The organism is Pseudomonas sp. C11 (assembly GCF_034683865.1).
Classification (GTDB): domain Bacteria; phylum Pseudomonadota; class Gammaproteobacteria; order Pseudomonadales; family Pseudomonadaceae; genus Aquipseudomonas.
Window position 1 is genome coordinate 257,983 of record NZ_JAWIIP010000008.1, and the last position, 25,043, is coordinate 283,025.

The window sequence follows — 25,043 nt, forward strand, 5'->3', positions numbered from 1 at the left end:
TCGGTCAAGCAAAAGCACAACGCCTCCACGAAGGAGGCGTTGCGGTTCACTGACGCACCCGAGGTGCGCGGCTCAGTTTCAGGCCAGATCGAAACGATCCAGGTTCATCACCTTGTCCCAGGCGGCGACGAAGTCCTTGACCAGCTTTTCCTTGCCATCAGCACTGGCATATACCTCGGCATAGGCACGCAGGATCGCGTTGGAGCCGAATACCAGGTCGTTGCGCGTCGCGGTGTGCTTCACTGCGCCAGTCTTGCGGTCACGCCCTTCGAACAACTCGCTGGAGCTATCGGTAGCCTTCCACTCGGTTCCCATATCCAGCAGGTTGACGAAGAAGTCGTTGGACAGCACGCCGACCTGGCTGGTGAACACGCCATGCTGGCTGCCATCATGGTTGGCGCCCAGCACACGCAGACCACCCACCAGCGCGGTCAGCTCTGGCGCAGTCAGGGTCAGCATCTGCGCCTTGTCGACCAGCATCGCTTCGGTCGGCACGCCCAGGTTGCCCTTGCTGTAGTTGCGGAAGCCATCGGCAACCGGCTCCAGCACATCGAAGGACTCCACGTCGGTCTGATCCTGACGTGCATCGACGCGGCCAGCAGCGAACGGCACGTCCACCGCCACACCAGCAGCTTTGGCTGCCAGTTCGACACCGACATTACCGGCCAACACGATCACATCGGCCAGCGACGCCTTGCCGGAGGCCTGCTGGATCGCCACCAACGTCGGCAGCACCTTGATCGCCCGTTGGTTGACGGCCCAATCCTTCTGCGGCGCCAGAGCCAGACGCGCACCGTTGGCACCACCACGCTTGTCACCACCACGGAAGGTGGAGGCCGAAGCCCAGGCCACTGACACCAGATCACCGACAGACAAGCCGGAAGCGGCGATCTTCGCCTTCAGGTCAGCGATATCGGCAGCACTCGGATTGTGCGTAGCCGCCGGCAACGGGTCTTGCCAGATCAGGTCTTCTTGCGGCACTTCCGGGCCCAGGTAACGCGCCTTCGGCCCCATATCGCGATGCGTCAGCTTGTACCAGGCGCGAGCGAATGCATCGGCAAAGGCCTGCGGATCATCATGGAAGCGTTTGGAGATTTTGCCGAACTCCGGATCGAAGCGCATGGTCAGGTCAGTGGTGAGCATGGTCGGCTTGTGGAATTTGCCCGGCACATGGGCGTCCGGAATGATATCCGGCGCATCTTTGGCCACCCACTGCTTGGCACCGGCCGGGGACTTGGTCAGCTCCCACTCGAAACCGAACAGGTTCTCGAAGAAGTTGTTGCTCCACTGTGCCGGCGTCTTCGTCCAGGTCACTTCCAGACCACTGGAGACAGTGTCCTTGCCAAAGCCACTACCAAAGTTGCTGTTCCACCCCAGGCCCTGCGCTTCGATCGGCGCGGCTTCAGGTTCCGGGCCCTTGTGCGATTCTGGCGCTGCACCATGCGCCTTGCCAAAGGTGTGGCCACCGGCGATCAGCGCGACGATTTCCTCGTCGTCCATGGCCATACGGTAAAAGGTGGCGCGAATGTCCTTAGCCGCCTCCATGTAGTCACCACTGGCATTCGGGCCTTCCGGGTTTACATAGATAAGGCCCATGTGAGTGGCACCGAAAGGCGCGGACAGCTCTCGCTTGTCGTCCACACGCTTGGGATCGACACCCAGCCAGGCGACTTCGGCACCCCAGTTGACGTCCTGATCCGGTTCCCACACGTCCTCACGGCCACCCGCGAAACCGAAGGTACGGAAGCCCATGGACTCCAGCGCAACGTTACCGGCGAGAATGTACAGGTCAGCCCAGGAGATCGACTGGCCATACTTCTGCTTGATCGGCCACAGCAGGCGACGCGACTTATCGATATTGACGTTATCCGGCCAGGAGTTGAGCGGCGCGAAGCGCTGCTGGCCACGACCACCACCGCCACGGCCATCAGTGGTGCGATAGGTGCCGGCGGAGTGCCAGGCCATACGGATGAACTGCGGGCCGTAGTGGCCGAAGTCTGCCGGCCACCAGTCCTGGCTATCGGTCATCAGCTTGACCAGGTCGGCCTTGAGCGCCTTGTAGTCGAGCTTCTTGAAGGCTTCGGCGTAGTTGAACTTCTCGCCCAACGGATTGGATCGATCCGAGTGCTGATTGAGCAAATCGACACGCAACTGATTCGGCCACCAATCCTTGTTGGTCGTACCGCCACCCGCGACGTGATTGAACGGACATTTACCTTGGTTCGACATGCTTCTCTCCTTCTCCTCATCGGGTCAGTCGCAGCTTGTGCGACCAACGATGGGACAAGCCTAGACGCGCTTCGCTTAGCGAACCAATTCATCAAGCGTAACGGCTCGATAGTAAATTTCTTTCGTGAGCCCAGACTTCATGCCGAAGCCAGAGCCTGCCGGCATATACACCGGCAGCAGCAATCGCATCGGCAAATTTCAGGCAACAAAAAACCGGGCACTAGGCCCGGTTCTTCGTACAACCAGCAACTTACTCGGCAGCTTCTACCGAACCGCCGACCGGACGGTCGACCAGTTCAACGTAAGCCATCGGAGCGTTGTCGCCAGCGCGGAAACCGCACTTGAGGATGCGCAGGTAGCCGCCGTTACGGGTGGCGTAGCGCTTGCCCAGATCGTTGAACAGTTTGCCAACGATGGCTTTCGAACGGGTACGGTCGAAGGCCAGACGACGGTTAGCAACGCTGTCTTCCTTGGCCAGGGTGATCAGCGGCTCGGCAACGCGACGCAGTTCCTTGGCTTTCGGCAGGGTAGTTTTGATCAGCTCGTGCTCGAACAGCGAGACCGCCATGTTCTGGAACATGGCCTTGCGGTGAGCGCTGGTGCGGCTGAGGTGACGGCCACTTTTACGATGACGCATGGTTCAATTCCTTACCAAACTTGTTCGTTCGGTGATGATGACGATCAGGCAGTCGCCTTGTCGTCTTTCTTCAGACTTGCCGGCGGCCAGTTATCGAGGCGCATACCGAGGGACAGACCACGAGAAGCCAGAACGTCCTTGATTTCGGTCAGGGACTTCTTGCCCAGGTTCGGAGTTTTCAACAGCTCTACTTCGGTGCGCTGAATCAGATCGCCGATGTAGTAGATGTTCTCCGCCTTCAGGCAGTTGGCCGAACGAACAGTCAGCTCCAGGTCATCGACCGGGCGCAGCAGGATCGGATCGATCTCGTCTTCCTGCTCGACCACGACCGGCTCGCTGTCACCTTTGAGATCCACGAACGCGGCCAGCTGCTGTTGCAGGATGGTCGCGGCACGACGGATGGCCTCTTCAGGATCGAGGGTGCCATTGGTCTCCAGATCGAGAACCAGCTTGTCCAGGTTGGTACGCTGCTCGACGCGGGCGTTCTCCACCACGTAGGCAACCCGGCGAACTGGGCTGAACGAAGCATCGAGCTGCAAGCGACCAATGCTGCGGCTCTCGTCTTCGTCGCTCTGACGCGCATCAGCCGGCTCATAGCCGCGGCCACGGGCCACGGTGAGCTTCATGTTGAGCGCGCCATTGTCGGCCAGGTTGGCGATTACGTGGTCGCCGTTGACGATTTCGACATCGTGATCCAGCTGAATATCGGCAGCGGTAACGACGCCCGGGCCCTTCTTGGACAGAGTCAGGGTCACTTCGTCACGACCGTGCAGCTTGATGGCCAGACCTTTCAGGTTCAGGAGGATCTCGATGACATCTTCCTGAACACCTTCGATCGCGGAGTACTCATGGAGTACGCCATCGATCTCGGCCTCGACTACTGCACAGCCAGGCATGGAGGACAACAGGATGCGACGCAGCGCGTTGCCCAGGGTATGGCCGAAACCACGCTCGAGAGGCTCGAGGGTGATCTTGGCGCGGGTCGGACTGACCTCCTGCACATCAATGTGGCGGGGGGTCAGGAACTCATTTACCGAAATCTGCATGGATGCACCTATTTTCTAGCCCTTACTTGGAGTAGAGCTCGACAATCAGGCTCTCGTTGATGTCAGCGGACAGATCGCTACGAGCCGGGACGTTCTTGAACACACCCGACTTCTTCTCGGCGTCTACTTCTACCCACTCAACGCGGCCGCGCTGGGCGCAAAGCTCGAGAGCCTGAGCGATGCGCAGCTGGTTGCGCGACTTCTCGCGAACAGCAACGACGTCGCCAGCCTTAACCTGGTAGGACGGTACGTTTACGGTCTGACCGTTGACGCTGATGGCTTTGTGCGAAACCAGCTGACGGGATTCGGCACGAGTGGCACCAAAGCCCATACGGTAAACCACGTTATCCAGACGGCACTCCAGCAGTTGCAGCAGGTTTTCGCCGGTGGCGCCCTTCTGGCTGGCAGCTTGCTTGTAGTAACCGCTGAACTGACGCTCCAGAACGCCGTAGATACGACGAACTTTCTGCTTCTCACGCAGCTGGGTGCCGTAGTCGGATTGACGACCGCGACGCTGACCGTGGATGCCGGGAGCGGATTCGATGTTGCACTTGGATTCCAGCGCGCGAGCACCACTCTTCAGGAAGAGATCGGTGCCTTCACGGCGAGACAGTTTGCACTTGGGACCAATGTAACGAGCCATTTCTCACTGTCTCCTGTTTACACGCGACGCTTCTTCGGCGGACGGCACCCGTTGTGCGGGATAGGCGTCACGTCGGTGATGCTGGCGATTTTGTAGCCGCAGGCGTTCAGAGCACGCACAGCGGATTCGCGACCAGGACCCGGGCCCTTGACGTTCACGTCGAGGTTCTTCAGGCCATACTCCAGAGCGGCTTGACCAGCGCGCTCAGCGGCGATCTGGGCAGCGAACGGAGTGGACTTACGCGAGCCGCGGAAGCCCGAACCACCAGAGGTAGCCCAGGACAGAGCATTGCCCTGACGGTCGGTAATGGTCACGATGGTGTTGTTGAAAGACGCGTGGATGTGGGCGATACCGTCCACCACCGTCTTTTTGACTTTTTTACGAGTACGAGCAGCAGGTTTTGCCATGACTAAATTCCTGTCGATTCGCGAATGCGATTACTTGCGGATCGGCTTACGCGGGCCCTTACGGGTGCGAGCGTTGGTCTTGGTGCGCTGACCGCGAACCGGCAGACCTTTACGATGACGCAGGCCACGGTAGCAGCCCAGATCCATCAAGCGTTTGATCTTCATATTCACTTCACGACGCAGGTCGCCTTCGGTATTCACCTTGGCTACTTCGCCACGCAGTTGCTCGATCTGCTCGTCAGTCAGATCCTTGATTTTCGCAGCCGGGTTTACACCGGTAGCGGCACAGATTTTCTGTGCAGTAGTGCGACCAACACCGAAGATGTAGGTCAACGAGATAACAGTGTGCTTGTTATCCGGAATGTTAACGCCTGCAATACGGGCCATTCAGTGGAACTCCAATTGACAGCTACCTACGCCCCGGAAGCCAAGAAATAGGGCGCGAGATATTAACGCTGTAAAAACAAATAATCAACCCGGCAGCGCACTAGCTGCCGGGCTTATCACGCGTGGTTCACACTCAGCCTTGGCGCTGCTTGTGACGCGGCTCTGCGCTGCAGATCACCCGCACGATACCTTCGCGACGGATAATTTTGCAGTTACGGCACAGCTTTTTCACCGATGCACGAACTTTCATTACCAACTCCTCGAACCTTACGGGTGGATCAGCGGAGCATGCCGCTGCCATAGCCCTTCAGGTTGGCTTTCTTCATCAGGGAATCGTACTGGTGAGATACGAGGTGCGATTGCACTTGGGACATGAAGTCCATGACAACCACGACCACGATCAGCAACGAGGTCCCGCCAAGGTAGAACGGAACGTTGGCCGCCACCACCAGGAACTGGGGCAACAGGCACACGGCCGTCATGTACAGAGCACCGAACATGGTCAAGCGGGTCAGTACGCCATCGATATAGCGCGCCGACTGCTCGCCCGGACGGATACCCGGAATAAAGGCACCGGACTTCTTCAGGTTTTCCGCTACGTCTTTCGGGTTGAACATCAGCGCCGTGTAGAAGAAGCAGAAGAAAATGATCCCTGCACTAAACAGCAAGATATTCAACGGCTGACCGGGAGCGATCGCCTGCGCAATGTCCTGCAGCCAGCCCAGACCTTCGGACTGACCGAACCAGGAACCCAGCGAGGCCGGGAACAGCAGAAGGCTGCTGGCGAAAATGGCCGGAATGACGCCCGCCATGTTCACCTTCAACGGCAAGTGGCTGGTCTGCGCAGCGAAGACCTTGCGGCCCTGCTGACGCTTGGCGTAGTGCACCGCAATGCGACGCTGACCACGCTCAATGAACACCACGAAACCGATGATCGCTACCGCCAGCAAACCGATGGCAACCAGAGCAAAGATGTTGATATCGCCCTGACGAGCAGACTCGAAAGACTGCCCAATCGCCCTCGGCAGACCGGCCACGATGCCAGCAAAAATCAGCATCGAGATACCGTTGCCGACACCACGCTCAGTGATCTGCTCGCCCAACCACATCATGAACATCGCGCCCGCCACGAAAGTGGTGACCGCCACGAAGTGGAAACCGAAACCGACCGAGAACGCGACGCCCTGACTGGCCAGACCCACGGACATGCCGGTGGCCTGAACCAATGCCAGGACGAGAGTGCCGTAGCGGGTGTACTGGCTGATCTTGCGACGGCCAGCTTCACCTTCCTTCTTCAACTGCTCCAGCTGCGGGCTGACGGCGGTCATCAGCTGCATGATGATCGATGCCGAGATGTACGGCATGATCCCCAGTGCAAAGATGCTCATCCGCTCCAGCGCGCCGCCGGAAAACATGTTGAACAAGCTAAGAATGGTCCCCTCATTCTGGCGGAACAAGTCCGCCAGGCGGTCCGGGTTGATGCCGGGCACCGGGATGTGTGCGCCTATCCGATAGACGATGATCGCCAGGAACAGAAAACGCAGACGAGCCCAGAGTTCGGACAACCCGCCACCTGCCAACGCAGAGAGAGCACCTTGCTTAGCCATTTAGTCCTCGAACTTACCGCCAGCTGCTTCGATAGCCGCACGCGCACCTTTGGTGGCTGCGATACCTTTCAGGGTGACCGCACGGGTAACCTCGCCGGACAGCATGACTTTCACACGCTGTACGTGATGGCCAACCAGATTGGCATCCTTCAGAGCCTGCAGAGTTACGACGCCTTCGACCTTGTTCAGCTCGGAGGTGCGAACTTCCGCACGATCCATAGCTTTCAGGGAAACGAAGCCGAACTTCGGCAGACGGCGGTGCAACGGCTGTTGACCACCCTCGAAGCCCGGAGCGATGGAGCCACCGGAGCGGGAGGTCTGACCCTTGTGGCCACGGCCACCGGTCTTGCCCAGACCGCTACCGATGCCACGGCCCGGACGGTGCTTTTCGCGACGGGCACCCGGCGCGGAACGCAGATCGTTCAGTTGCATGATTAACCCTCCACCTTCAGCAGGTAGTAAGCCTTGTTGATCATGCCGCGGTTTTCAGGAGTGTCCTGAACTTCGACGGTGTGACCAATGCGACGCAGGCCCAGGCCCTTGACGCAAGCTTTGTGATTGGCCAGACGGCCATTGGTGCTCTTGATCAGAGTCACTTTGACGGTGTTAGCCATGGTTAGAGAATCTCCTCGACGCTCTTGCCACGCTTGGCCGCAACGGACGCAGGGGACTGCATGGCCTTCAGACCTTCGAAAGTGGCATGCACCACGTTCACCGGGTTAGTGGAGCCGTAGCACTTGGCCAGAACGTTCTGCACGCCAGCCACTTCCAGCACGGCACGCATGGCGCCGCCGGCGATGATGCCGGTACCTTCGGATGCCGGCTGCATGTACACCTTGGAGGCGCCATGAGCGGACTTGACCGGGTACTGCAGAGTGGTGCCGTTCAGATCAACCTGGATCATGTTGCGACGAGCAGCTTCCATCGCCTTCTGGATGGCAGCCGGTACTTCACGGGACTTGCCACGGCCGAAACCGACGCGACCCTTGCCATCACCTACCACGGTCAGCGCGGTGAAGGTGAAGATACGGCCGCCTTTAACGGTCTTGGCAACGCGGTTCACCTGAACCAGCTTCTCGATGTAGCCTTCGTCGCGCTTTTGGTCGTTATTTGCCATAACTTAGAACTCCAGCCCGCCTTCACGAGCAGCATCGGCCAGCGCCTTGACGCGACCGTGGTACTTGAAGCCAGAACGGTCGAATGCAACCTGGGTCACACCAGCGGCTTTCGCACGCTCGGCTACCAGCTGACCAACTTTCTTGGCGGCGTCGACGTTGCCAGTGGCGCCGTCGCGCAGTGCTTTGTCCAAAGTCGAGGCGCTGGCCAGGACCTTGCTGCCGTCGGCCGAGATGACCTGGGCATAGATGTGCTGCGAGGAGCGGTACACGCACAGACGCACAGCTTCGAGCTCGTGCATTTTCAGGCGTGCTTTGCGAGCGCGACGCAGACGAGTAACTTTTTTCTCGTTCATATCTCAGCCCCTTACTTCTTCTTGGCTTCTTTACGACGGACAACTTCGTCCGCGTAACGAACACCCTTGCCCTTGTACGGCTCAGGACGACGGAAATCACGGATTTCCGCAGCCACCTGACCCACCAGCTGCTTGTCGATCCCTTTGATCAGGATCTCAGTCTGGTTCGGGGTTTCGGCCACGACGCCTTCCGGCAGTTCGTAGTCGATCGGGTGGGAGAAGCCCAGCGCGAGGTTCAGCACCTGACCTTTGGCCTGAGCTTTGTAGCCCACGCCGACCAGTTGCAGTTTACGCTCGAAGCCTTGGCTAACACCGATGACCATGTTGTTGACCAGGGCACGAGTAGTACCGGCCATGGCGCGGTTCTGCTGATCGCCATTGCGAGCAGCGAAACGCAGCTCGGAGCCTTCCTGGATCACTTCCACGGACGAGTGAACGTTCAGTTCCAGAGCGCCCTTGGCACCCTTCACCGAAAGCTGCTGACCGGCGAGCTTGACCTCGACACCGGCAGGCAGCACAACGGGGTTCTTAGCAACGCGAGACATGCTTATCCCCCCCTTAGAACACGGTGCAGAGCACTTCGCCGCCGACACCGGCAGCGCGCGCAGCGCGATCCGTCATCACACCTTTGTTGGTGGAGACGATGGAAACACCGAGACCGCCGCGAACCTTCGGCAGGTCATCGACGGATTTGTATTGACGAAGGCCGGGACGGCTCACGCGCTTGACTTCCTCGATGACCGGACGGCCTTCGAAGTACTTCAGCTCGATGGACAACTGCGGCTTGGCTTCGCCATTGACTTCGTAACCCGCAATGTAACCTTCGTCCTTCAGAACCTTGGCTACAGCCACCTTCAGAGTGGAAGACGGCATGCTTACGACGGACTTTTCAGCCATCTGGGCATTACGGATACGAGTTAGCATGTCCGCTAACGGGTCCTGCATACTCATGGGCTAGACGCTCCTGATACAAATAAAACAGCCCGAAGGCTGTGGGATCTTCCAAAAGCTCGACACCAAAATGCCAGGCTCAGGAGAGCCGGCCATTCTAGAGACCGATCAAAAATGAATCAAGCCCCAAAAGGGGCTTGTTCAGGAAAAGACAAAGCCGGCACTAGGCCGGCTTCGCTTTGCTTCTTACCAGCTGGCTTTCACCAGGCCCGGTACGTCACCGCGCATGGCGGCTTCGCGCAGCTTGTTACGCGACAGACCGAACTTGCGGTAAACGCCGTGCGGACGGCCGGTGATGCGGCAACGGTTACGCAGGCGCGAAGCGCTGGCGTCACGTGGTTGCTTCTGCAGAGCGACCTGGGCTTCCCAACGCGCTTCCGGACTGGTGTTCGGATTAGCGATGGTGGCTTTCAGCTCGGCACGCTTCTTGGCGTACTTGGCAACCGTTTGCTGACGCTTCAGCTCACGGTTCTTCATGCTTGTCTTGGCCATTGTCCAGGACTCCGATCAGTTGCGGAACGGGAAGTTGAAAGCACGCAGCAGAGCGCGGCCTTCATCATCGTTACGGGCAGTGGTAGTCAGGGTGATGTCCAGACCACGCAGTGCATCGATTTTGTCGTAATCGATTTCCGGGAAGATGATCTGCTCTTTCACGCCCATGCTGTAGTTGCCACGACCGTCGAAGGACTTGGCATTCAGGCCGCGGAAGTCACGCACGCGCGGCAGGGAGATGGACAGCAGACGATCCAGGAACTCGTACATACGCTCGCGACGCAGAGTGACCTTGACGCCAATCGGCCAACCTTCACGAACCTTGAAACCAGCGATCGACTTGCGGGCATGAGTCACGACGACTTTCTGACCGGTGATCTTCTCGAGGTCGGCAACAGCGTTCTCGATGACTTTCTTGTCACCGATCGCTTCGCCCAGGCCCATGTTCAGGGTGATTTTGGTGATGCGCGGAACTTCCATCACGTTCGCCAGCTTCAGTTCTTCCTTCAGCTTGGGCGCGATTTCCTTCCGGTAAATCTCTTTCAGTCGTGCCATGGTGTTCTACCTATGATTCTCAAGCGCCAACCGGCTTTTGGGTGGACTTGAAGACACGAATTTTCTTGCCGTCTTCGACCTTGAAGCCAACGCGGTCAGCCTTGTTGGTTTCAGAGTTGAAGATGGCAACGTTGGAAGCGTGCAGCGGCGCTTCTTTCTCGACGATACCGCCTTGAACGCCCGACATCGGGTTCGGCTTGGTATGACGCTTGACCAGGTTGATGCCACCGACGACCAGACGGTCGTCAGCGAGAACCTTGAGCACCTTACCGCGCTTACCTTTGTCTTTACCGGCGATCACGATGATCTCGTCGTCACGACGAATCTTTTGCATGTCGGATCTCCTTAAAGCACTTCAGGGGCGAGCGAGACGATCTTCATGAACTTCTCGGAACGAAGTTCACGGGTCACCGGGCCAAAAATACGAGTCCCGATCGGCTCTTGCTTGTTGTTCAGCAGAACAGCAGCGTTGCCGTCGAAGCGGATGATCGAACCGTCGGCACGGCGAACGCCGTGACGGGTACGAACGACCACTGCGGTCATGACCTGACCTTTCTTCACTTTGCCGCGCGGAATTGCTTCCTTGACGGTGACCTTGATGATGTCGCCGATGCCGGCGTAGCGACGATGCGAGCCGCCCAGCACCTTGATGCACATCACGCGACGTGCACCACTGTTGTCAGCCACATCGAGCATGGATTGAGTCTGAATCATAAAATTTCTCCGACCCCTAGCCCTTAGACTTCGACTGCGCGTTCAACGACTTCAACCAGGGCCCAGGACTTGGTCTTGGACTGCGGGCGGGTCTCGCGAATGGAGACGAAGTCGCCGATCTTGCACTGATTGTTTTCGTCGTGAGCGTGCAGCTTGGTCGAACGCTTGACGTATTTACCGTAGATCGGGTGCTTGACGCGACGCTCGATCAGAACGGTGATGGTCTTGTCCATCTTGTCGCTGACAACACGGCCGGTCAGCGTACGGACTGCTTTTTCAACTTCGGCCATGATCACTTACCTGCCTGCTGGCTGAGGACAGTCTTGACGCGAGCGATGTCGCGCTTCACTTGCGAGAGCAGGTGAGACTGCCCCAGCTGGCCAGTCGCCTTCTGCATACGCAGATTGAACTGGTCGCGCAGCAGCTCGAGCAGTTGCTCGTTCAGCTGCTGTGCGCTTTTTTCACGAAGTTCGGTCGCTTTCATCACATCACCGTCCGCTTAACAAAGGTGGTGGCGAGCGGCAGCTTTGCAGCAGCCAGGGCGAAAGCCTCGCGCGCCAGCTCTTCGGATACGCCTTCGATCTCGTACAGGACTTTGCCTGGCTGGATCTGGGCTACCCAGTATTCAACGCCACCCTTACCTTTACCCATACGCACCTCGAGAGGCTTCTTGGTAACCGGCTTGTCCGGGAAGACGCGGATCCAGATCTTGCCGCCACGCTTAACGTGACGGGTCAGAGCACGACGAGCGGACTCGATCTGACGAGCGGTGAGACGACCGCGGGCAACAGACTTCAGCGCGAACTCGCCGAAGCTGACTTTACTACCGCGCTGAGCCAGACCACGGTTGTGGCCGGTCATCTGCTTGCGGAACTTCGTACGCTTTGGTTGCAACATGATGCGTACTCCTTATTTCTTAGCAGCTTTACGAGGAGCGGGCGCTTGCGGCTTCAGCTCTTCAGCGCGGCCACCAATGACCTCACCCTTGAAGATCCAAACCTTGACGCCGATCACACCGTAAGTGGTGTGCGCTTCGTAGGTGGCGTAATCGATATCGGCACGCAGGGTGTGCAGGGGCACACGACCTTCGCGATACCACTCGGTACGGGCAATTTCAGCGCCGCCAAGACGACCGCTCACCTGGATCTTGATGCCTTTGGCACCAATGCGCATGGCGTTCTGTACAGCGCGCTTCATGGCGCGACGGAACATAACGCGACGCTCCAGCTGCTGAGCTACGCTCTGCGCAACCAGCATACCGTCGAGCTCCGGCTTGCGGATCTCTTCGATGTTGATGTGCACCGGCACACCCATTTGCTTGGTCAGGTCCTGACGCAGCTTCTCAACATCTTCACCTTTCTTGCCGATCACAATGCCGGGACGAGCGGTGTGGATGGTGATGCGTGCGGTTTGAGCCGGACGAGCGATGTCGATACGGCTAACGGACGCGCTTTTTAGTTTGTCTTGCAGGTATGCACGAACCTTCAGGTCGGCGTTCAGGTAGTCGGCGTAATTGCGACCATCTGCGTACCAGACCGAAGTGTGATCCTTGACGATTCCCAGGCGGATGCCAACGGGATGTACTTTCTGACCCATCTGATCGACTCCGTTACTTGTCCGCAACCTTGACAGTGATATGGCAAGACCGCTTGACGATGCGATCAGCACGGCCTTTGGCACGCGGCATGATGCGCTTAAGCGAACGCCCTTCGTTGACGAAAACGGTGCTGACCTTCAGGTCATCAACGTCCGCGCCTTCGTTGTGCTCGGCGTTGGCAACGGCCGACTCCAGCACTTTCTTCATGATCTCGGCGGCTTTCTTGCTGCTGAAAGCCAGCAGGTTGAGCGCTTCGCCCACCTTCTTCCCGCGGATCTGGTCGGCGACCAGGCGAGCTTTCTGGGCGGAGATGCGAGCGCCCGACAACTTAGCGGCTACTTCCATTTCCAAACCCCTTAACGCTTGCCTTTCTTGTCGGCAACGTGACCACGATAGGTACGAGTGCCGGCAAATTCGCCCAGTTTGTGGCCGACCATGTCTTCGTTCACGAGAACTGGGACATGCTGACGACCGTTATGCACAGCGATGGTCAGACCGACCATCTGCGGCAGGATCATGGAGCGACGCGACCAGGTTTTAACCGGCTTGCGATCGTTCTTTTCCACCGCCGCTTCGACCTTCTTCAGTAGGTGAAGATCGATAAAAGGACCTTTTTTCAGAGAACGTGGCACTGTCGTATCCCTCTATTTACTTGCGACGACGGACGATCATGTTGTCGGTGCGCTTGTTAGCACGGGTCTTCGCGCCCTTGGTCGGGAAGCCCCATGGCGACACCGGATGACGACCACCGGAGGTACGACCTTCACCACCACCGTGCGGGTGATCAACCGGGTTCATGGCAACACCACGAACGGTCGGGCGAACGCCACGCCAGCGTTTGGCACCGGCTTTACCCAGCGAACGCAGGCTGTGCTCGGAGTTCGAGACTTCGCCCAGGGTCGCACGGCACTCGGCCAGGACTTTACGCATCTCGCCGGAGCGCAGACGCAGGGTCACGTAGGCACCTTCACGAGCGATCAGCTGAGCGGAAGCACCAGCGGAACGAGCGATCTGAGCACCCTTGCCCGGCTTCAGCTCGATACCGTGAACGGTCGAACCCACCGGAATGTTGCGCAGCTGCAGGCTGTTGCCCGGCTTGATCGGAGCCATGATGCCCGCGATCAGCTGATCACCAGCTACCACACCTTTCGGCGCGATGATGTAGCGACGCTCACCGTCGGCGTACTTCAGCAGAGCGATGTGCGCAGTACGGTTCGGATCGTATTCCACGCGCTCGACAGTGGCAGGGATGCCATCTTTGTCGTTACGACGGAAGTCGACCAGACGGTAATGCTGCTTGTGACCACCACCGATATGACGGGTAGTGATACGGCCGTTGTTGTTACGACCACCGGACTTCGACTTCTTCTCGAGCAGCGGAGCGTACGGAGCGCCTTTGTGCAGCTCCTGATTGACCACCTTGACCACAAAACGGCGGCCAGCGGAAGTCGGTTTGCATTTAACGATTGCCATGATGCACCCCTTCCTTACTCAGCACTGCTGGTGAAATCGAGATCTTGGCCCGGCTGAAGGGAGATAACTGCCTTCTTCCAGTCGTTACGCTTGCCCAGACCGCGAGCAGTGCGCTTGCTCTTACCCAGAACGTTCTGAGTAGTCACGCGCTCAACCTTCACGCTGAACAGGCTTTCGACGGCCTTCTTGATTTCCAGCTTGGTCGCATCGGTAGCGACCTTGAAAACGAACTGACCTTGCTTGTCAGCCAGAACCGTGGCCTTCTCGGAGATGTGCGGGCCAAGCAGCACTTTGAATACGCGTTCCTGGTTCATCCCAGCAGCTCCTCGAATTTCTTCACGGCCGAAACAGTGACCAGCACTTTTTCGTACGCGATCAGGCTGACCGGATCGGAACCCTGGACGTCACGAACATCAACGTGCGGCAGGTTACGGGCAGCCAGGTACAGGTTCTCGTCGACCGCATCGGATACGATCAGTACATCGTTCAGACCCAGACCGTTCAGCTTGGACAGCAGAGCCTTGGTTTTCGGAGCTTCGACAGCGAAGTCTTCGACCACGACCAGACGGTCAGTACGAACCAGCTCAGCAAGGATGGAGCGCAGAGCTGCGCGATACATCTTCTTGTTCAGCTTCTGGTCATGATTGCGGGTGGACGCTGCGAAGGTCACACCACCGCCACGCCAGATCGGACCACGAGTGGTACCAGCACGAGCACGACCGGTGCCCTTCTGACGCCACGGGCGCTTGCCGCCACCGGAAACGTCGGAACGGGACTTCTGGCCTTTGGTGCCCTGACGGCCGCCAGCCATGTAGGCTACGACTGCTTGGTGAACCAGGGTCTCGTTGAACTCGCCACCGAAGGTCGCATCGGACACTTCGATCGCCTGAGCGCCATTTACATTCAATTGCATCTCAGATTCTCCCCTTACGCCTTGACAGCCGGACGAACGATAACGTCGCCGCCAGTAGCGCCAGGAACGGCACCCTTGACCAGCAGCAGGTTACGCTCGGCGTCTACGCGTACGACTTCCAGGGACTGAACGGTAACGCGCTCGGCACCCAGGTGACCGGACATCTTCTTGCCCTTGAATACGCGACCCGGGGTCTGGCACTGGCCAATGGAACCCGGAACACGGTGGGACACGGAGTTGCCGTGAGTATTGTCTTGGCCGCGGAAGTTCCAACGCTTAATGGTACCGGCGAAGCCTTTACCTTTGGACTGACCGGTGACATCCACCAGTTGACCAGCTTGGAAAATTTCAGCGTTGATCAGATCGCCAGCCTGGTAGTCGCCATCTTCAAGACGGAACTCCAGAACGGTACGACCTGCCGCGACGTTCGCCTTGGCGAAGTGACCGGCCTGAGCCTTGCTTACGCGAGAGGCACGACGCTCACCTACAGTGACCTGCACTGCACGGTAGCCATCGGACTCCTCGTTTTTGAACTGGGTGACGCGATTCGGCTCGATCTCAATGACCGTGACCGGAATGGAGACACCTTCTTCGGTGAAAATGCGGGTCATGCCGCACTTACGACCGACTACACCAATAGTCATGTTGTAAACCTCATGAGTGTACGGGGCTTTCACCCGCTATGGCCGCCCATTTCAGAGCGTTACACGACTAAAACCGCCAGGTTTTAGCCGAGGCTGATCTGCACTTCCACGCCTGCCGCAAGGTCGAGCTTCATCAGCGCATCAACGGTTTTATCCGTCGGCTGGACGATGTCCAGAACACGCTTATGAGTGCGGATTTCGTACTGATCGCGCGCGTCTTTGTTGACGTGCGGAGAGATCAGAACGGTGTACCGCTCCTTACGAGTAGGCAGAGGAATCGGACCACGCACCTGAGCACCAGTACGTTTCGCGGTTTCCACGATTTCCTGGGTAGATTGATCGATCAGGCGATGGTCAAAAGCCTTCAACCGAATACGGATTTGTTGGTTTTGCATTTTGACCTCAGATTCCAAGCTGCTAATCCCCACAGACGGACTACGCCCGCTCAAGGGAGGCGCAATTGTACGGATGCCCCCTGGGGGTGTCAACTTTTAACCAGTTCAAAAGAAAAGGGCCCCGAAGGGCCCCTTTCTTTGCAGCAGATCAGCGATTACTCGACGATCTTGGCAACCACGCCAGCGCCAACGGTACGACCGCCTTCGCGAATTGCGAAGCGCAGGCCGTCTTCCATGGCGATCGGCTTGATCAGGGTGACAACCATTTTGATGTTGTCGCCCGGCATTACCATCTCAACGCCTTCCGGCAGTTCGCACGAACCGGTCACGTCAGTGGTACGGAAGTAGAACTGCGGACGGTAGCCCTTGAAGAACGGGGTGTGACGACCACCTTCTTCTTTGGACAGAACGTACACTTCAGCTTCGAACTTGGTGTGCGGCTTGATGGTGCCCGGCTTGGCCAGAACCTGACCACGCTCGACTTCATCACGCTTGGTGCCGCGCAGCAGCACGCCGCAGTTCTCGCCAGCACGACCTTCGTCCAGCAGCTTGCGGAACATCTCAACGCCGGTGCAGGTGGTCTTGGTGGTCGGACGCAGACCAACGATTTCGATTTCTTCCTGGATCTTGACGATACCGCGCTCTACACGACCGGTAACTACAGTACCGCGGCCGGAGATCGAGAATACGTCTTCGATCGGCATCAGGAACGGACGATCGATGGCACGAACCGGCTCAGGGATGTAGGTATCCAGAGTCTCGACGAGTTTCTTGACGGCAGTGGTGCCCATCTCGTTGTCGTCTTGGCCGTTCAGAGCCATCAGCGCGGAGCCGATGATGATCGGAGTGTCGTCACCCGGGAAATCGTAGGTGCTCAGCAGGTCGCGAACTTCCATCTCGACCAGTTCCAGCAGTTCAGCGTCGTCAACCATGTCAGCCTTGTTCAGGAAGACAACGATGTACGGTACGCCAACCTGACGGGACAGCAGGATGTGCTCACGGGTTTGCGGCATCGGGCCGTCGGCAGCCGAGCAGACCAGGATCGCGCCGTCCATCTGGGCAGCACCGGTGATCATGTTCTTCACGTAGTCGGCGTGACCCGGGCAGTCAACGTGCGCGTAGTGACGAATGTTGGAATCGTACTCTACGTGGGCAGTGTTGATGGTGATACCACGAGCCTTCTCTTCCGGTGCGCTGTCGATCTTGTCGAAGTCAACGCGAGCGGAACCGAATACTTCGGAGCAGACGCGAGTCAGAGCAGCGGTCAGAGTGGTTTTACCGTGGTCAACGTGACCGATGGTGCCAACGTTGACGTGCGGTTTGTTACGTTCGAATTTTTCCTTAGCCACGACAGTAAACCTCTTACTTAAAGGGCGGGATTAGCCTTGTTTTTTAACCAGAGCTTCGACGATGTTCGACGGAGCTTCTGCGTACTTGGAGAATTCCATGGAGTAGCTGGCGCGACCCTGGGACATGGAACGGACGTCGGTAGCGTAACCAAACATCTCGCCCAGCGGAACTTCGGCACGAATTACCTTACCGGATACCGAATCTTCCATACCCTGGATCAGACCACGACGACGGTTCAGGTCACCCATCACGTCACCCATGTAGTCCTCAGGAGTTACCACCTCCACCTTCATGATCGGCTCGAGCACCTTACCGCCGCCCTTCTGGGCCAGCTGCTTGGTCGCCATGGAGGCAGCGATCTTGAACGCCATCTCGTTGGAGTCGACGTCGTGGTAGGAACCATCGAATACGGTCGCCTTCAGGCCGATCAGCGGATAGCCGGCAACGACGCCGTTCTTCATCTGCTCTTCGATACCCTTCTGGATCGCCGGGATGTATTCCTTCGGAACCACACCACCTACGACTTCGTTGGTGAACACCAGACCTTCGGTGATGTTGCCCTTGTCGTCCACGTCCGGAGTCGAGAAGCGAATCCAGCAGTGACCGAACTGACCGCGACCACCGGACTGACGAACGAACTTGCCTTCGATCTCGACATTGTCCTTGGAGATGGTTTCACGGTAGGAAACCTGCGGCTTGCCGATGTTAGCCTCGACGTTGAACTCGCGCTTCATGCGGTCAACGAGGATGTCCAAGTGCAGCTCACCCATACCGGAGATGATGGTCTGACCGGTTTCTTCGTCAGTCTTGACGCGGAACGACGGGTCTTCCTGAGCCAGCTTGCCCAGCGCGATACCCATCTTCTCCTGGTCAGCCTTGGTCTTCGGCTCAACAGCTACCGAAATAACCGGCTCCGGGAAGTCCATACGCTCGAGGATGATCGGCTTGTCCGGATCGCACAGGGTTTCACCGGTGGTGACATCCTTCATGCCGATCAGAGCCGCGATGTCACCAGCGCGCACTTCTTTGATCTCGTCACGCTGGTTGGCATGCATCTGCACCATACGACCAACGCGCTCCTTCTTGCCTTTCACGGAGTTGATGACCGACTGGCCAGACTCCAGAACGCCCGAGTAAACACGAACGAAGGTCAGCGTACCAACGAAGGGGTCGGTCGCGATCTTGAACGCCAGAGCGGAGAACGGCGCGGCGTCATCAGCATGGCGCTCGTCGTAATCACCTTCAGCGATCTCTTCTTTCGGTTTGTCAGCCAGATCCGGGTGGATACCCTTGATCGCCGGAATCTCGGTCGGAGCAGGCAGGAAGTCGATAACAGCGTCGAGAACCAGGGGAACACCCTTGTTCTTGAACGAAGAACCGCAGACAGCCGGGACGATCTCGCTCGCCAGAGTACGGGCGCGCAGACCAGCCTTGATGTCTTCGGCGGACAAGTCACCCTCTTCCAGGTACTTGTTCATCAGCTCTTCGTTGGCTTCGGCAGCAGCCTCAACCATGTTCGAACGCCACTCATTGGCCAGGTCGACCAGCTCCGCCGGAATCTCTTCCTCGCGGTAAGTGGTGCCCTTGTCGTCATCGTTCCAGTAGATAGCCTTCATCTTGATCAGGTCGACCTGACCTTCGAAGTTATCTTCTGCACCGATTGCGATTTGGATCGGAACCGGGGTGTGACCCAGACGGTTCTTGATCTGACCTACGACGCGCAGGAAGTTGGCACCGGCGCGGTCCATCTTGTTCACGTAAACGATACGCGGAACGCCGTACTTGTTGGCCTGACGCCATACGGTTTCGGACTGCGGCTCAACGCCAGAGGTACCGCAGAACACAACGACAGCGCCGTCGAGTACGCGCAGGGAGCGCTCTACTTCGATGGTGAAGTCAACGTGACCGGGGGTATCAATGACGTTTACGCGGTACTTGTCATACTGACGACGAGAACCTTCCCAGAAGGTGGTAATCGCAGCAGAAGTAATGGTGATACCACGCTCCTGCTCCTGAACCATCCAGTCGGTGGTCGCGGCGCCATCATGCACCTCGCCCATCTTGTGGCTCAGGCCTGTGTAGAACAGGATCCGCTCTGTAGTGGTCGTCTTGCCCGCATCGACGTGCGCGCAGATACCGATGTTACGGTAGCGGTTAATTGCTGTAGTACGAGCCATAAAGCCCTCGCAAAGTTAGTGGAGCCGGAATTAGAAGCGGTAGTGCGAGAAAGCCTTGTTGGCCTCAGCCATACGGTGCACGTCTTCACGCTTCTTGACAGCAGCGCCTTTGCCTTCAGCAGCATCCAGCAGCTCACCAGCCAGACGCAGAGCCATGGACTTCTCACCGCGCTTGCGCGCGTAGTCCACCAGCCAGCGCATAGCCAGAGCATTACGACGGGACGGACGAACTTCGACCGGAACCTGGTAGGTAGCACCGCCTACACGGCGGGACTTGACTTCGACCAGCGGAGCGATGGCGTCGAGAGCTTTCTCGAAGATCTCCAGGGGATCGCTGTTCTTGCGTGCTTTGACAGTGTCCAGGGCACCGTAAACGATGCGCTCGGCCACGGCCTTCTTGCCGCTTTCCATCACGTGGTTCATGAATTTGGCGAGGATCTGGCTTCCGTATTTCGGATCGTCCAGGATCTCACGCTTTGCTGCTACACGACGTCTTGGCATTGATAAGCCCTCAAACGGTCTTCAGGTTAGCTCGGGACTCACAGCCTTGGCCGGCCCGACCTTACTCTTATCGACTCAACTAGATAAAAAGGATCAAGCGGCCTTATTTCGGACGCTTGGTACCGTACTTGGAACGACCCTGCTTACGGTCTTTGACGCCGGAGGTATCCAGCGAACCACGCACGGTGTGGTAGCGCACACCCGGAAGGTCTTTTACACGACCGCCACGGATCAGCACGACGCTGTGCTCTTGCAGGTTGTGGCCTTCACCGCCGATGTACGAAGACACTTCGTAGCCGTTGGTCAGACGCACGCGGCACACTTTACGCAGTGCCGAGTTAGGTTTCTTCGGCGTGGTGGTGTACACGCGAGTGCACACGCCACGGCGCTGCGGGCAGTTCTGCAGCGCAGGTACGTCGGACTTGTCGACGATACGCTTGCGCGGCTGACGTACCAGCTGGTTGATAGTTGCCATCTACTAGCTCCACTGTTGTCTTTCGACGCTATTTACAACACAAATAAAGATGGCAGAGCCGATCGCCCTGCCAAATTTAAGGGTGCATGAGTCTAAAGAGACCCACGCCCCCAGTCAAGGCAAAGCCCCGCTAGTGAACTAGCAGGGCTTCGACTCAATTTCCGCTGGAGTTCAGCGCTTCGGTCAGTGCGGCTTCCACCTCACTGGCGCTGACACGTACCGGCTTGTCGGCATCACGCTTGCGCTTGCGCTCGCTGTGATAGGCCAGACCGGTACCAGCCGGGATCAGACGACCCACGACCACGTTCTCTTTCAGACCGCGCAGGTAGTCGCGCTTGCCAGTAACCGCTGCCTCGGTGAGGACGCGAGTGGTTTCCTGGAAGGACGCCGCGGAGATGAACGACTCGGTGGACAGCGACGCCTTGGTGATACCCAGCAGTACGCGGGTGTACTTGGCGACGAACTTGTCCTCTTCGGCCAGGCGCTCGTTCTCGCCCAGAACCTGGGTGAGCTCCATCTGATCGCCTTTGATGAAGGACGAATCGCCGGACTCGCTGATCTCGACCTTGCGCAGCATCTGACGCAGGATGGTCTCGATGTGCTTGTCGTTGATCTTCACGCCCTGCAGACGGTATACGTCCTGGATCTCGTTGACGATGTACTTGGCCAGCGCGCTCACACCCAGCAGACGCAGGATGTCATGCGGATCGCTCGGGCCGTCGGAGATAACTTCACCCTTGTTCACCTGTTCACCTTCGAACACGTTCAGGTGACGCCATTTCGGGATCAGCTCTTCGTACGGATCACTGCCATCGGTCGGAGTAATGACCAGACGGCGCTTGCCTTTGGTCTCTTTACCGAACGAGATGGTGCCGCTGATTTCCGCCAGGATCGAAGCTTCTTTCGGACGACGCGCTTCGAACAGGTCGGCAACGCGCGGCAGACCACCGGTGATGTCGCGGGTCTTCGAGGTTTCCTGCGGGATACGGGCGATAACGTCACCGACCGCGATCTGCGCACCGTCCGCCACACCGACCAGGGCGTTGGCAGGCAGGAAGTACTGAGCGGGAACATCGGTACCCGGCAGCAGCAGCTCCTTGCCGTTGGCGTCGACCATCTTGATGGCTGGACGAATGTCCTTGCCAGCAGCCGGACGATCCTTCGGATCGAGAACCTCGATGTTGGTCAGACCGGTCAGTTCGTCGGTCTGGCGCTTGATGGTGATGCCCTCCTCCATGCCGACGAAGGTCACGGTACCCTTCATTTCGGTCACGATCGGGTGGGTGTGCGGATCCCACTTGGCGACGATGGCGCCAGCGTCGACCTTGTCGCCTTCCTTGACGGAAATCACGGCACCGTACGGCAGCTTGTAGCGCTCGCGCTCGCGACCGAACTCGTCGGCAACAGCCAGCTCGCCGGAACGGGAAACCGCTACCAGGTTGCCGTCAACACGCTCGACGTGCTTGAGGTTGTGCAGACGCACCACGCCACCGTTCTTCACCTGGACGCTGTCGGCAGCCGAGGTACGGCTTGCAGCACCACCGATGTGGAAGGTACGCATGGTCAGCTGGGTACCCGGCTCACCGATGGACTGAGCAGCGATAACGCCGACCGCCTCACCGATGTTGACGCGGTGACCACGAGCCAGGTCGCGACCGTAGCACTTGGCGCAGATGCCGTAGCGGGTTTCGCAGGTGATCGGCGAACGCACGACCACTTCGTCGACGCTGTTCAGCTCGATGAACTCGACCCACTGCTCGTCGATCAGGGTACCGGCCGGGACGATGATCTCGTCAGTGCCTGGCTTCGGCACATCACGGGCGATAACACGACCCAGAACACGCTCACCCAGCGGCTCGACCACGTCGCCGCCTTCGATGTGCGGAGTCATCAACAGGCCCTGCTCGGTGCCGCAATCGATCTCGGTCACCACCAGATCCTGGGCCACGTCGACCAGACGACGGGTTAGGTAACCGGAGTTCGCGGTCTTCAGTGCGGTATCCGCCAGACCTTTACGAGCACCGTGGGTGGAGATGAAGTACTGCAGAACCGACAGACCTTCGCGGAAGTTCGCGGTGATCGGCGTTTCGATGATGGAGCCGTCCGGCTTGGCCATCAGACCACGCATACCGGCCAGCTGGCGAATCTGGGCAGCGGAACCCCGCGCACCGGAGTCGGCCATCATGTACATGGAGTTGAAGGACTCCTGCTCGACGGTCTTGCCTTCGCGATCGACTACCGGCTCTTTCGAGAGGTTGGCCATCATCGCCTTGGAGACTTCATCGTTGGCCTTGGACCAAAGGTCGATCACCTTGTTGTACTTCTCGCCCTGGGTTACCAGGCCGGAGGCGTACTGCGATTCGATTTCCTTCACTTCCTCGGTAGCGGCATCGATGATGCGCGCTTTTTCGTCCGGGATGACGAAGTCGTTCACGCCGATCGACACACCGGAGATGGTCGAGTAAGCGAAACCGGTGTACATCAGCTGGTCGGCGAAGATGACGGTGTCCTTCAGACCCACGGTGCGGTAGCACTGGTTGATCAGTTTGGAGATCGCCTTCTTCTTCATCGGCTGGTTGACCACGTCGTAGGACAGGCCGGCCGGTACCACCTGGAACAGCAGCGCACGGCCGACAGTGGTGTCGACGATGCGGGTGTTCTTGCTGATCGAACCGTCTTTCTCTTTGACGGTTTCGTTGATACGCACTTTCACGCGGGCGTGCAGGGACGCTTCGCCGGCGCGGAATACGCGGTCGACTTCCTGCAGGTCAGCGAACACACGACCCTCGCCCTTGGCGTTAACGGCTTCACGAGTCATGTAGTACAGACCCAGAACCACGTCCTGCGACGGAACGATGATCGGCTCGCCGTTGGCAGGCGAGAGGATGTTGTTGGTCGACATCATCAGCGCGCGCGCTTCGAGCTGGGCTTCCAGCGTCAGCGGCACGTGAACGGCCATCTGGTCACCGTCGAAGTCGGCGTTGTACGCGGCGCAGACCAGAGGGTGCAGCTGGATCGCCTTACCTTCGATCAGTACCGGCTCGAACGCCTGGATGCCCAGACGGTGCAGGGTCGGCGCGCGGTTGAGCAGTACGGGGTGTTCGCGGATGACTTCGGCGAGAACGTCCCAAACCTCGGGCAGCTCGCGCTCGACCATCTTCTTGGCAGCCTTGATGGTGGTCGCCAGACCACGGGCTTCCAGCTTGCCGAAAATGAACGGCTTGAACAGCTCGAGGGCCATCTTCTTCGGCAGACCGCACTGGTGCAGGCGCAGGGTCGGGCCCACGGTAATTACGGAACGACCGGAGTAGTCAACGCGCTTACCGAGCAGGTTCTGACGGAAGCGACCTTGTTTACCCTTGATCATGTCGGCCAGCGACTTCAGCGGACGCTTGTTCGAGCCAGTGATGGCGCGACCGCGACGGCCGTTGTCGAGCAAGGCGTCGACCGCTTCCTGCAGCATGCGCTTTTCGTTGCGCACGATGATGTCCGGCGCCGACAGATCGAGCAGGCGCTTCAGACGGTTGTTACGGTTGATCACGCGACGGTACAGGTCGTTCAGGTCGGACGTGGCGAAACGACCACCATCCAGCGGAACGAGCGGGCGCAGATCCGGCGGCAAAACCGGCAGAACGGTCAGCACCATCCACTCCGGCAGGTTGCCGGAGTCCTTGAAAGCTTCCATCAGCTTCAGGCGCTTGGACAGCTTCTTGATCTTGGTCTCGGAGTTGGTCTGCGGAATCTCTTCACGCAGGCGGCCGATCTCGTGATCCAGGTCGATGGCGTGCAGCAGCTCGCGAACAGCCTCGGCGCCCATGCGCGCGTCGAAGTCGTCACCGAACTCTTCGAGGGCTTCGAAGTACTGCTCGTCGTTCAGCAGCTGGCCCTTCTCGAGGGTGGTCATGCCCGGGTCGATCACGACGTAGCTCTCGAAATAGAGCACACGTTCGATATCACGCAGGGTCATGTCCATCAGCAGGCCGATACGGGATGGCAGCGACTTCAGGAACCAGATGTGGGCGACCGGCGAGGCCAGTTCGATGTGCGCCATGCGCTCACGACGAACCTTGGCCAGGGCCACTTCAACACCGCACTTCTCGCAGATCACGCCGCGGTGCTTGAGGCGCTTGTACTTGCCGCACAGGCACTCGTAGTCCTTGACCGGGCCAAAGATCTTGGCGCAGAACAGGCCATCGCGCTCTGGCTTGAAGGTACGGTAGTTGATGGTTTCCGGCTTTTTAACTTCACCGAACGACCACGAACGGATCATCTCAGGCGAGGCCAATCCGATACGGATGGCGTCGAACTCTTCGATCTGACCCTGGTTTTTCAGCAAATTCAGTAGGTCTTTCAAGGCCTTTCCTCCTGGCGGAGCGGGC

General features: G+C 58.5%; 34 protein-coding genes. All 34 read right to left on the reverse strand.

Features of this window, described 5'->3' with window-relative positions; all coding sequences use genetic code 11:
• Positions 1-78 precede the first annotated feature (78 nt).
• Positions 79-2,229, reverse strand: coding sequence for a catalase/peroxidase HPI (gene katG / locus VC352_RS14950; RefSeq protein WP_322980345.1), 2,151 nt, complete (start codon positions 2,227-2,229; stop codon positions 79-81).
• Positions 2,230-2,479: 250 nt separating this feature from the next.
• Positions 2,480-2,866 (reverse strand): 50S ribosomal protein L17, encoded by a 387-nt coding sequence (gene rplQ / locus VC352_RS14955; RefSeq protein WP_003243945.1) that lies wholly within the window; start codon positions 2,864-2,866, stop codon positions 2,480-2,482.
• A gap of 44 nt (positions 2,867-2,910) precedes the next feature.
• A complete protein-coding gene (locus VC352_RS14960) occupies positions 2,911-3,912 on the reverse strand; it encodes a DNA-directed RNA polymerase subunit alpha (RefSeq protein WP_159973757.1) in 1,002 nt (333 codons plus the stop codon).
• A gap of 22 nt (positions 3,913-3,934) precedes the next feature.
• Entirely contained in the window at positions 3,935-4,555 is a 621-nt protein-coding gene (gene rpsD / locus VC352_RS14965; protein WP_322980346.1) for a 30S ribosomal protein S4, read from the reverse strand.
• A 17-nt stretch (positions 4,556-4,572) separates the two neighbouring features.
• The gene (gene rpsK, locus VC352_RS14970) at positions 4,573-4,962 is read right to left on the reverse strand and encodes a 30S ribosomal protein S11 (RefSeq protein ID WP_003243933.1); all 390 of its coding nucleotides are present in this window, start codon (positions 4,960-4,962) and stop codon (positions 4,573-4,575) included.
• 30 nt (positions 4,963-4,992) lie between these two features.
• Positions 4,993-5,349 (reverse strand): 30S ribosomal protein S13, encoded by a 357-nt coding sequence (rpsM, locus tag VC352_RS14975; RefSeq protein ID WP_003463275.1) that lies wholly within the window; start codon positions 5,347-5,349, stop codon positions 4,993-4,995.
• Positions 5,350-5,482: 133 nt separating this feature from the next.
• On the reverse strand, positions 5,483-5,599 hold the full coding sequence (gene rpmJ, locus VC352_RS14980) for a 50S ribosomal protein L36 (protein WP_011531897.1): 117 nt from the start codon (positions 5,597-5,599) through the stop codon (positions 5,483-5,485).
• Between the two features lie 28 nt (positions 5,600-5,627).
• The gene (gene secY, locus VC352_RS14985) at positions 5,628-6,956 is read right to left on the reverse strand and encodes a preprotein translocase subunit SecY (protein WP_322980347.1); all 1,329 of its coding nucleotides are present in this window, start codon (positions 6,954-6,956) and stop codon (positions 5,628-5,630) included.
• Entirely contained in the window at positions 6,957-7,388 is a 432-nt protein-coding gene (rplO, locus tag VC352_RS14990; protein WP_017675610.1) for a 50S ribosomal protein L15, read from the reverse strand.
• 2 nt (positions 7,389-7,390) lie between these two features.
• The gene (gene rpmD, locus VC352_RS14995) at positions 7,391-7,570 is read right to left on the reverse strand and encodes a 50S ribosomal protein L30 (protein WP_159973761.1); all 180 of its coding nucleotides are present in this window, start codon (positions 7,568-7,570) and stop codon (positions 7,391-7,393) included.
• A gap of 2 nt (positions 7,571-7,572) precedes the next feature.
• Positions 7,573-8,073 carry a 30S ribosomal protein S5 gene (gene rpsE, locus VC352_RS15000; protein WP_268181171.1) on the reverse strand — a complete coding sequence of 167 codons (501 nt, stop codon included), beginning with the start codon at positions 8,071-8,073 and terminating at the stop codon, positions 7,573-7,575.
• A gap of 3 nt (positions 8,074-8,076) precedes the next feature.
• Positions 8,077-8,427, reverse strand: a complete 351-nt coding sequence (gene rplR / locus VC352_RS15005; RefSeq protein WP_268181169.1) for a 50S ribosomal protein L18 — start codon at positions 8,425-8,427, stop codon at positions 8,077-8,079.
• An 11-nt stretch (positions 8,428-8,438) separates the two neighbouring features.
• Complete coding sequence (rplF, locus tag VC352_RS15010; protein ID WP_197855601.1) at positions 8,439-8,972, reverse strand: 50S ribosomal protein L6; 534 nt, start codon at positions 8,970-8,972, stop codon at positions 8,439-8,441.
• 13 nt (positions 8,973-8,985) lie between these two features.
• Positions 8,986-9,378 carry a 30S ribosomal protein S8 gene (gene rpsH, locus VC352_RS15015; protein WP_003243915.1) on the reverse strand — a complete coding sequence of 131 codons (393 nt, stop codon included), beginning with the start codon at positions 9,376-9,378 and terminating at the stop codon, positions 8,986-8,988.
• A 186-nt stretch (positions 9,379-9,564) separates the two neighbouring features.
• Positions 9,565-9,870 carry a 30S ribosomal protein S14 gene (gene rpsN / locus VC352_RS15020; protein WP_003463288.1) on the reverse strand — a complete coding sequence of 102 codons (306 nt, stop codon included), beginning with the start codon at positions 9,868-9,870 and terminating at the stop codon, positions 9,565-9,567.
• A 15-nt stretch (positions 9,871-9,885) separates the two neighbouring features.
• Positions 9,886-10,425, reverse strand: coding sequence for a 50S ribosomal protein L5 (rplE, locus tag VC352_RS15025; protein WP_003243911.1), 540 nt, complete (start codon positions 10,423-10,425; stop codon positions 9,886-9,888).
• A gap of 19 nt (positions 10,426-10,444) precedes the next feature.
• Positions 10,445-10,759 (reverse strand): 50S ribosomal protein L24, encoded by a 315-nt coding sequence (gene rplX / locus VC352_RS15030; RefSeq protein ID WP_003463290.1) that lies wholly within the window; start codon positions 10,757-10,759, stop codon positions 10,445-10,447.
• 11 nt (positions 10,760-10,770) lie between these two features.
• The gene (gene rplN / locus VC352_RS15035; protein ID WP_003243907.1) at positions 10,771-11,139 is read right to left on the reverse strand and encodes a 50S ribosomal protein L14; all 369 of its coding nucleotides are present in this window, start codon (positions 11,137-11,139) and stop codon (positions 10,771-10,773) included.
• A 23-nt stretch (positions 11,140-11,162) separates the two neighbouring features.
• Complete coding sequence (gene rpsQ / locus VC352_RS15040; RefSeq protein WP_159973766.1) at positions 11,163-11,429, reverse strand: 30S ribosomal protein S17; 267 nt, start codon at positions 11,427-11,429, stop codon at positions 11,163-11,165.
• A 2-nt stretch (positions 11,430-11,431) separates the two neighbouring features.
• The gene (rpmC, locus tag VC352_RS15045) at positions 11,432-11,623 is read right to left on the reverse strand and encodes a 50S ribosomal protein L29 (RefSeq protein ID WP_003243902.1); all 192 of its coding nucleotides are present in this window, start codon (positions 11,621-11,623) and stop codon (positions 11,432-11,434) included.
• Positions 11,623-12,036 (reverse strand): 50S ribosomal protein L16, encoded by a 414-nt coding sequence (rplP, locus tag VC352_RS15050; RefSeq protein ID WP_003243901.1) that lies wholly within the window; start codon positions 12,034-12,036, stop codon positions 11,623-11,625. The genes rpmC and rplP overlap by 1 nt, the downstream gene beginning before the upstream one ends.
• Before the next feature lie 12 nt (positions 12,037-12,048).
• Entirely contained in the window at positions 12,049-12,735 is a 687-nt protein-coding gene (rpsC, locus tag VC352_RS15055; protein WP_322980348.1) for a 30S ribosomal protein S3, read from the reverse strand.
• Between the two features lie 13 nt (positions 12,736-12,748).
• Positions 12,749-13,081, reverse strand: a complete 333-nt coding sequence (rplV, locus tag VC352_RS15060) for a 50S ribosomal protein L22 (protein ID WP_003103908.1) — start codon at positions 13,079-13,081, stop codon at positions 12,749-12,751.
• A gap of 11 nt (positions 13,082-13,092) precedes the next feature.
• Complete coding sequence (rpsS, locus tag VC352_RS15065) at positions 13,093-13,368, reverse strand: 30S ribosomal protein S19 (RefSeq protein WP_003243896.1); 276 nt, start codon at positions 13,366-13,368, stop codon at positions 13,093-13,095.
• Positions 13,369-13,384: 16 nt separating this feature from the next.
• Positions 13,385-14,209 (reverse strand): 50S ribosomal protein L2, encoded by an 825-nt coding sequence (gene rplB, locus VC352_RS15070; RefSeq protein WP_322980349.1) that lies wholly within the window; start codon positions 14,207-14,209, stop codon positions 13,385-13,387.
• Positions 14,210-14,223: 14 nt separating this feature from the next.
• Entirely contained in the window at positions 14,224-14,523 is a 300-nt protein-coding gene (rplW, locus tag VC352_RS15075) for a 50S ribosomal protein L23 (RefSeq protein ID WP_021444331.1), read from the reverse strand.
• Positions 14,520-15,122 (reverse strand): 50S ribosomal protein L4, encoded by a 603-nt coding sequence (gene rplD / locus VC352_RS15080; RefSeq protein WP_159973771.1) that lies wholly within the window; start codon positions 15,120-15,122, stop codon positions 14,520-14,522. Before rplD ends, rplW begins: the two co-directional genes overlap by 4 nt.
• A gap of 14 nt (positions 15,123-15,136) precedes the next feature.
• The gene (gene rplC / locus VC352_RS15085; RefSeq protein ID WP_179574589.1) at positions 15,137-15,766 is read right to left on the reverse strand and encodes a 50S ribosomal protein L3; all 630 of its coding nucleotides are present in this window, start codon (positions 15,764-15,766) and stop codon (positions 15,137-15,139) included.
• 83 nt (positions 15,767-15,849) lie between these two features.
• Positions 15,850-16,161 carry a 30S ribosomal protein S10 gene (gene rpsJ / locus VC352_RS15090; RefSeq protein WP_003243886.1) on the reverse strand — a complete coding sequence of 104 codons (312 nt, stop codon included), beginning with the start codon at positions 16,159-16,161 and terminating at the stop codon, positions 15,850-15,852.
• A 155-nt stretch (positions 16,162-16,316) separates the two neighbouring features.
• Positions 16,317-17,510: an elongation factor Tu gene (gene tuf / locus VC352_RS15095; protein ID WP_322980350.1), complete on the reverse strand. Its 1,194-nt coding sequence runs from the start codon at positions 17,508-17,510 to the stop codon at positions 16,317-16,319.
• 30 nt (positions 17,511-17,540) lie between these two features.
• The gene (gene fusA, locus VC352_RS15100; RefSeq protein WP_322980351.1) at positions 17,541-19,688 is read right to left on the reverse strand and encodes an elongation factor G; all 2,148 of its coding nucleotides are present in this window, start codon (positions 19,686-19,688) and stop codon (positions 17,541-17,543) included.
• A 30-nt stretch (positions 19,689-19,718) separates the two neighbouring features.
• Positions 19,719-20,189, reverse strand: a complete 471-nt coding sequence (gene rpsG / locus VC352_RS15105; protein ID WP_003246741.1) for a 30S ribosomal protein S7 — start codon at positions 20,187-20,189, stop codon at positions 19,719-19,721.
• A gap of 103 nt (positions 20,190-20,292) precedes the next feature.
• Entirely contained in the window at positions 20,293-20,664 is a 372-nt protein-coding gene (gene rpsL, locus VC352_RS15110; protein WP_159973776.1) for a 30S ribosomal protein S12, read from the reverse strand.
• Positions 20,665-20,818: 154 nt separating this feature from the next.
• Complete coding sequence (gene rpoC, locus VC352_RS15115) at positions 20,819-25,018, reverse strand: DNA-directed RNA polymerase subunit beta' (protein WP_322980352.1); 4,200 nt, start codon at positions 25,016-25,018, stop codon at positions 20,819-20,821.
• Positions 25,019-25,043: the final 25 nt, after the last annotated feature.

What these genes read in the sequence shown, in the direction of transcription:
- rpsD (WP_322980346.1), bottom strand. Translation starts at nt 4,555, where the DNA reads ATGGCTCGTTACATTGGTCCCAAGTGCAAACTGTCTCGCCGTGAAGGC.
- VC352_RS14960 (WP_159973757.1), bottom strand. Translation starts at nt 3,912, where the DNA reads ATGCAGATTTCGGTAAATGAGTTCCTGACCCCCCGCCACATTGATGTG.
- rpsN (WP_003463288.1), bottom strand. Translation starts at nt 9,870, where the DNA reads ATGGCCAAGACAAGCATGAAGAACCGTGAGCTGAAGCGTCAGCAAACG.
- rplX (WP_003463290.1), bottom strand. Translation starts at nt 10,759, where the DNA reads ATGCAAAAGATTCGTCGTGACGACGAGATCATCGTGATCGCCGGTAAA.
- rpsK (WP_003243933.1), bottom strand. Translation starts at nt 4,962, where the DNA reads ATGGCAAAACCTGCTGCTCGTACTCGTAAAAAAGTCAAAAAGACGGTG.
- rpsH (WP_003243915.1), bottom strand. Translation starts at nt 9,378, where the DNA reads ATGAGTATGCAGGACCCGTTAGCGGACATGCTAACTCGTATCCGTAAT.
- rpsC (WP_322980348.1), bottom strand. Translation starts at nt 12,735, where the DNA reads ATGGGTCAGAAAGTACATCCCGTTGGCATCCGCCTGGGAATCGTCAAG.
- rpsJ (WP_003243886.1), bottom strand. Translation starts at nt 16,161, where the DNA reads ATGCAAAACCAACAAATCCGTATTCGGTTGAAGGCTTTTGACCATCGC.
- rpmC (WP_003243902.1), bottom strand. Translation starts at nt 11,623, where the DNA reads ATGAAAGCGACCGAACTTCGTGAAAAAAGCGCACAGCAGCTGAACGAG.
- rplD (WP_159973771.1), bottom strand. Translation starts at nt 15,122, where the DNA reads ATGCAATTGAATGTAAATGGCGCTCAGGCGATCGAAGTGTCCGATGCG.
- rplC (WP_179574589.1), bottom strand. Translation starts at nt 15,766, where the DNA reads ATGACTATTGGTGTAGTCGGTCGTAAGTGCGGCATGACCCGCATTTTC.
- rpsL (WP_159973776.1), bottom strand. Translation starts at nt 20,664, where the DNA reads ATGGCAACTATCAACCAGCTGGTACGTCAGCCGCGCAAGCGTATCGTC.
- rplE (WP_003243911.1), bottom strand. Translation starts at nt 10,425, where the DNA reads ATGGCACGACTGAAAGAGATTTACCGGAAGGAAATCGCGCCCAAGCTG.
- fusA (WP_322980351.1), bottom strand. Translation starts at nt 19,688, where the DNA reads ATGGCTCGTACTACAGCAATTAACCGCTACCGTAACATCGGTATCTGC.
- rpsG (WP_003246741.1), bottom strand. Translation starts at nt 20,189, where the DNA reads ATGCCAAGACGTCGTGTAGCAGCAAAGCGTGAGATCCTGGACGATCCG.
- rplN (WP_003243907.1), bottom strand. Translation starts at nt 11,139, where the DNA reads ATGATTCAGACTCAATCCATGCTCGATGTGGCTGACAACAGTGGTGCA.
- rplF (WP_197855601.1), bottom strand. Translation starts at nt 8,972, where the DNA reads ATGTCTCGCGTTGCTAAGAACCCCGTTGTGCTGCCTGCCGGTGTCGAG.
- rplR (WP_268181169.1), bottom strand. Translation starts at nt 8,427, where the DNA reads ATGAACGAGAAAAAAGTTACTCGTCTGCGTCGCGCTCGCAAAGCACGC.
- rpsE (WP_268181171.1), bottom strand. Translation starts at nt 8,073, where the DNA reads ATGGCAAATAACGACCAAAAGCGCGACGAAGGCTACATCGAGAAGCTG.
- rpmD (WP_159973761.1), bottom strand. Translation starts at nt 7,570, where the DNA reads ATGGCTAACACCGTCAAAGTGACTCTGATCAAGAGCACCAATGGCCGT.
- secY (WP_322980347.1), bottom strand. Translation starts at nt 6,956, where the DNA reads ATGGCTAAGCAAGGTGCTCTCTCTGCGTTGGCAGGTGGCGGGTTGTCC.
- rplP (WP_003243901.1), bottom strand. Translation starts at nt 12,036, where the DNA reads ATGTTGCAACCAAAGCGTACGAAGTTCCGCAAGCAGATGACCGGCCAC.
- rpmJ (WP_011531897.1), bottom strand. Translation starts at nt 5,599, where the DNA reads ATGAAAGTTCGTGCATCGGTGAAAAAGCTGTGCCGTAACTGCAAAATT.
- rpsM (WP_003463275.1), bottom strand. Translation starts at nt 5,349, where the DNA reads ATGGCCCGTATTGCAGGCGTTAACATTCCGGATAACAAGCACACTGTT.
- rplO (WP_017675610.1), bottom strand. Translation starts at nt 7,388, where the DNA reads ATGCAACTGAACGATCTGCGTTCCGCGCCGGGTGCCCGTCGCGAAAAG.
- rplQ (WP_003243945.1), bottom strand. Translation starts at nt 2,866, where the DNA reads ATGCGTCATCGTAAAAGTGGCCGTCACCTCAGCCGCACCAGCGCTCAC.
- katG (WP_322980345.1), bottom strand. Translation starts at nt 2,229, where the DNA reads ATGTCGAACCAAGGTAAATGTCCGTTCAATCACGTCGCGGGTGGCGGT.
- rplV (WP_003103908.1), bottom strand. Translation starts at nt 13,081, where the DNA reads ATGGAAGTAGCCGCTAAGTTGTCGGGCGCTCGCATCTCCGCCCAGAAA.
- rplW (WP_021444331.1), bottom strand. Translation starts at nt 14,523, where the DNA reads ATGAACCAGGAACGCGTATTCAAAGTGCTGCTTGGCCCGCACATCTCC.
- rplB (WP_322980349.1), bottom strand. Translation starts at nt 14,209, where the DNA reads ATGGCAATCGTTAAATGCAAACCGACTTCCGCTGGCCGCCGTTTTGTG.
- rpsQ (WP_159973766.1), bottom strand. Translation starts at nt 11,429, where the DNA reads ATGGCCGAAGTTGAAAAAGCAGTCCGTACGCTGACCGGCCGTGTTGTC.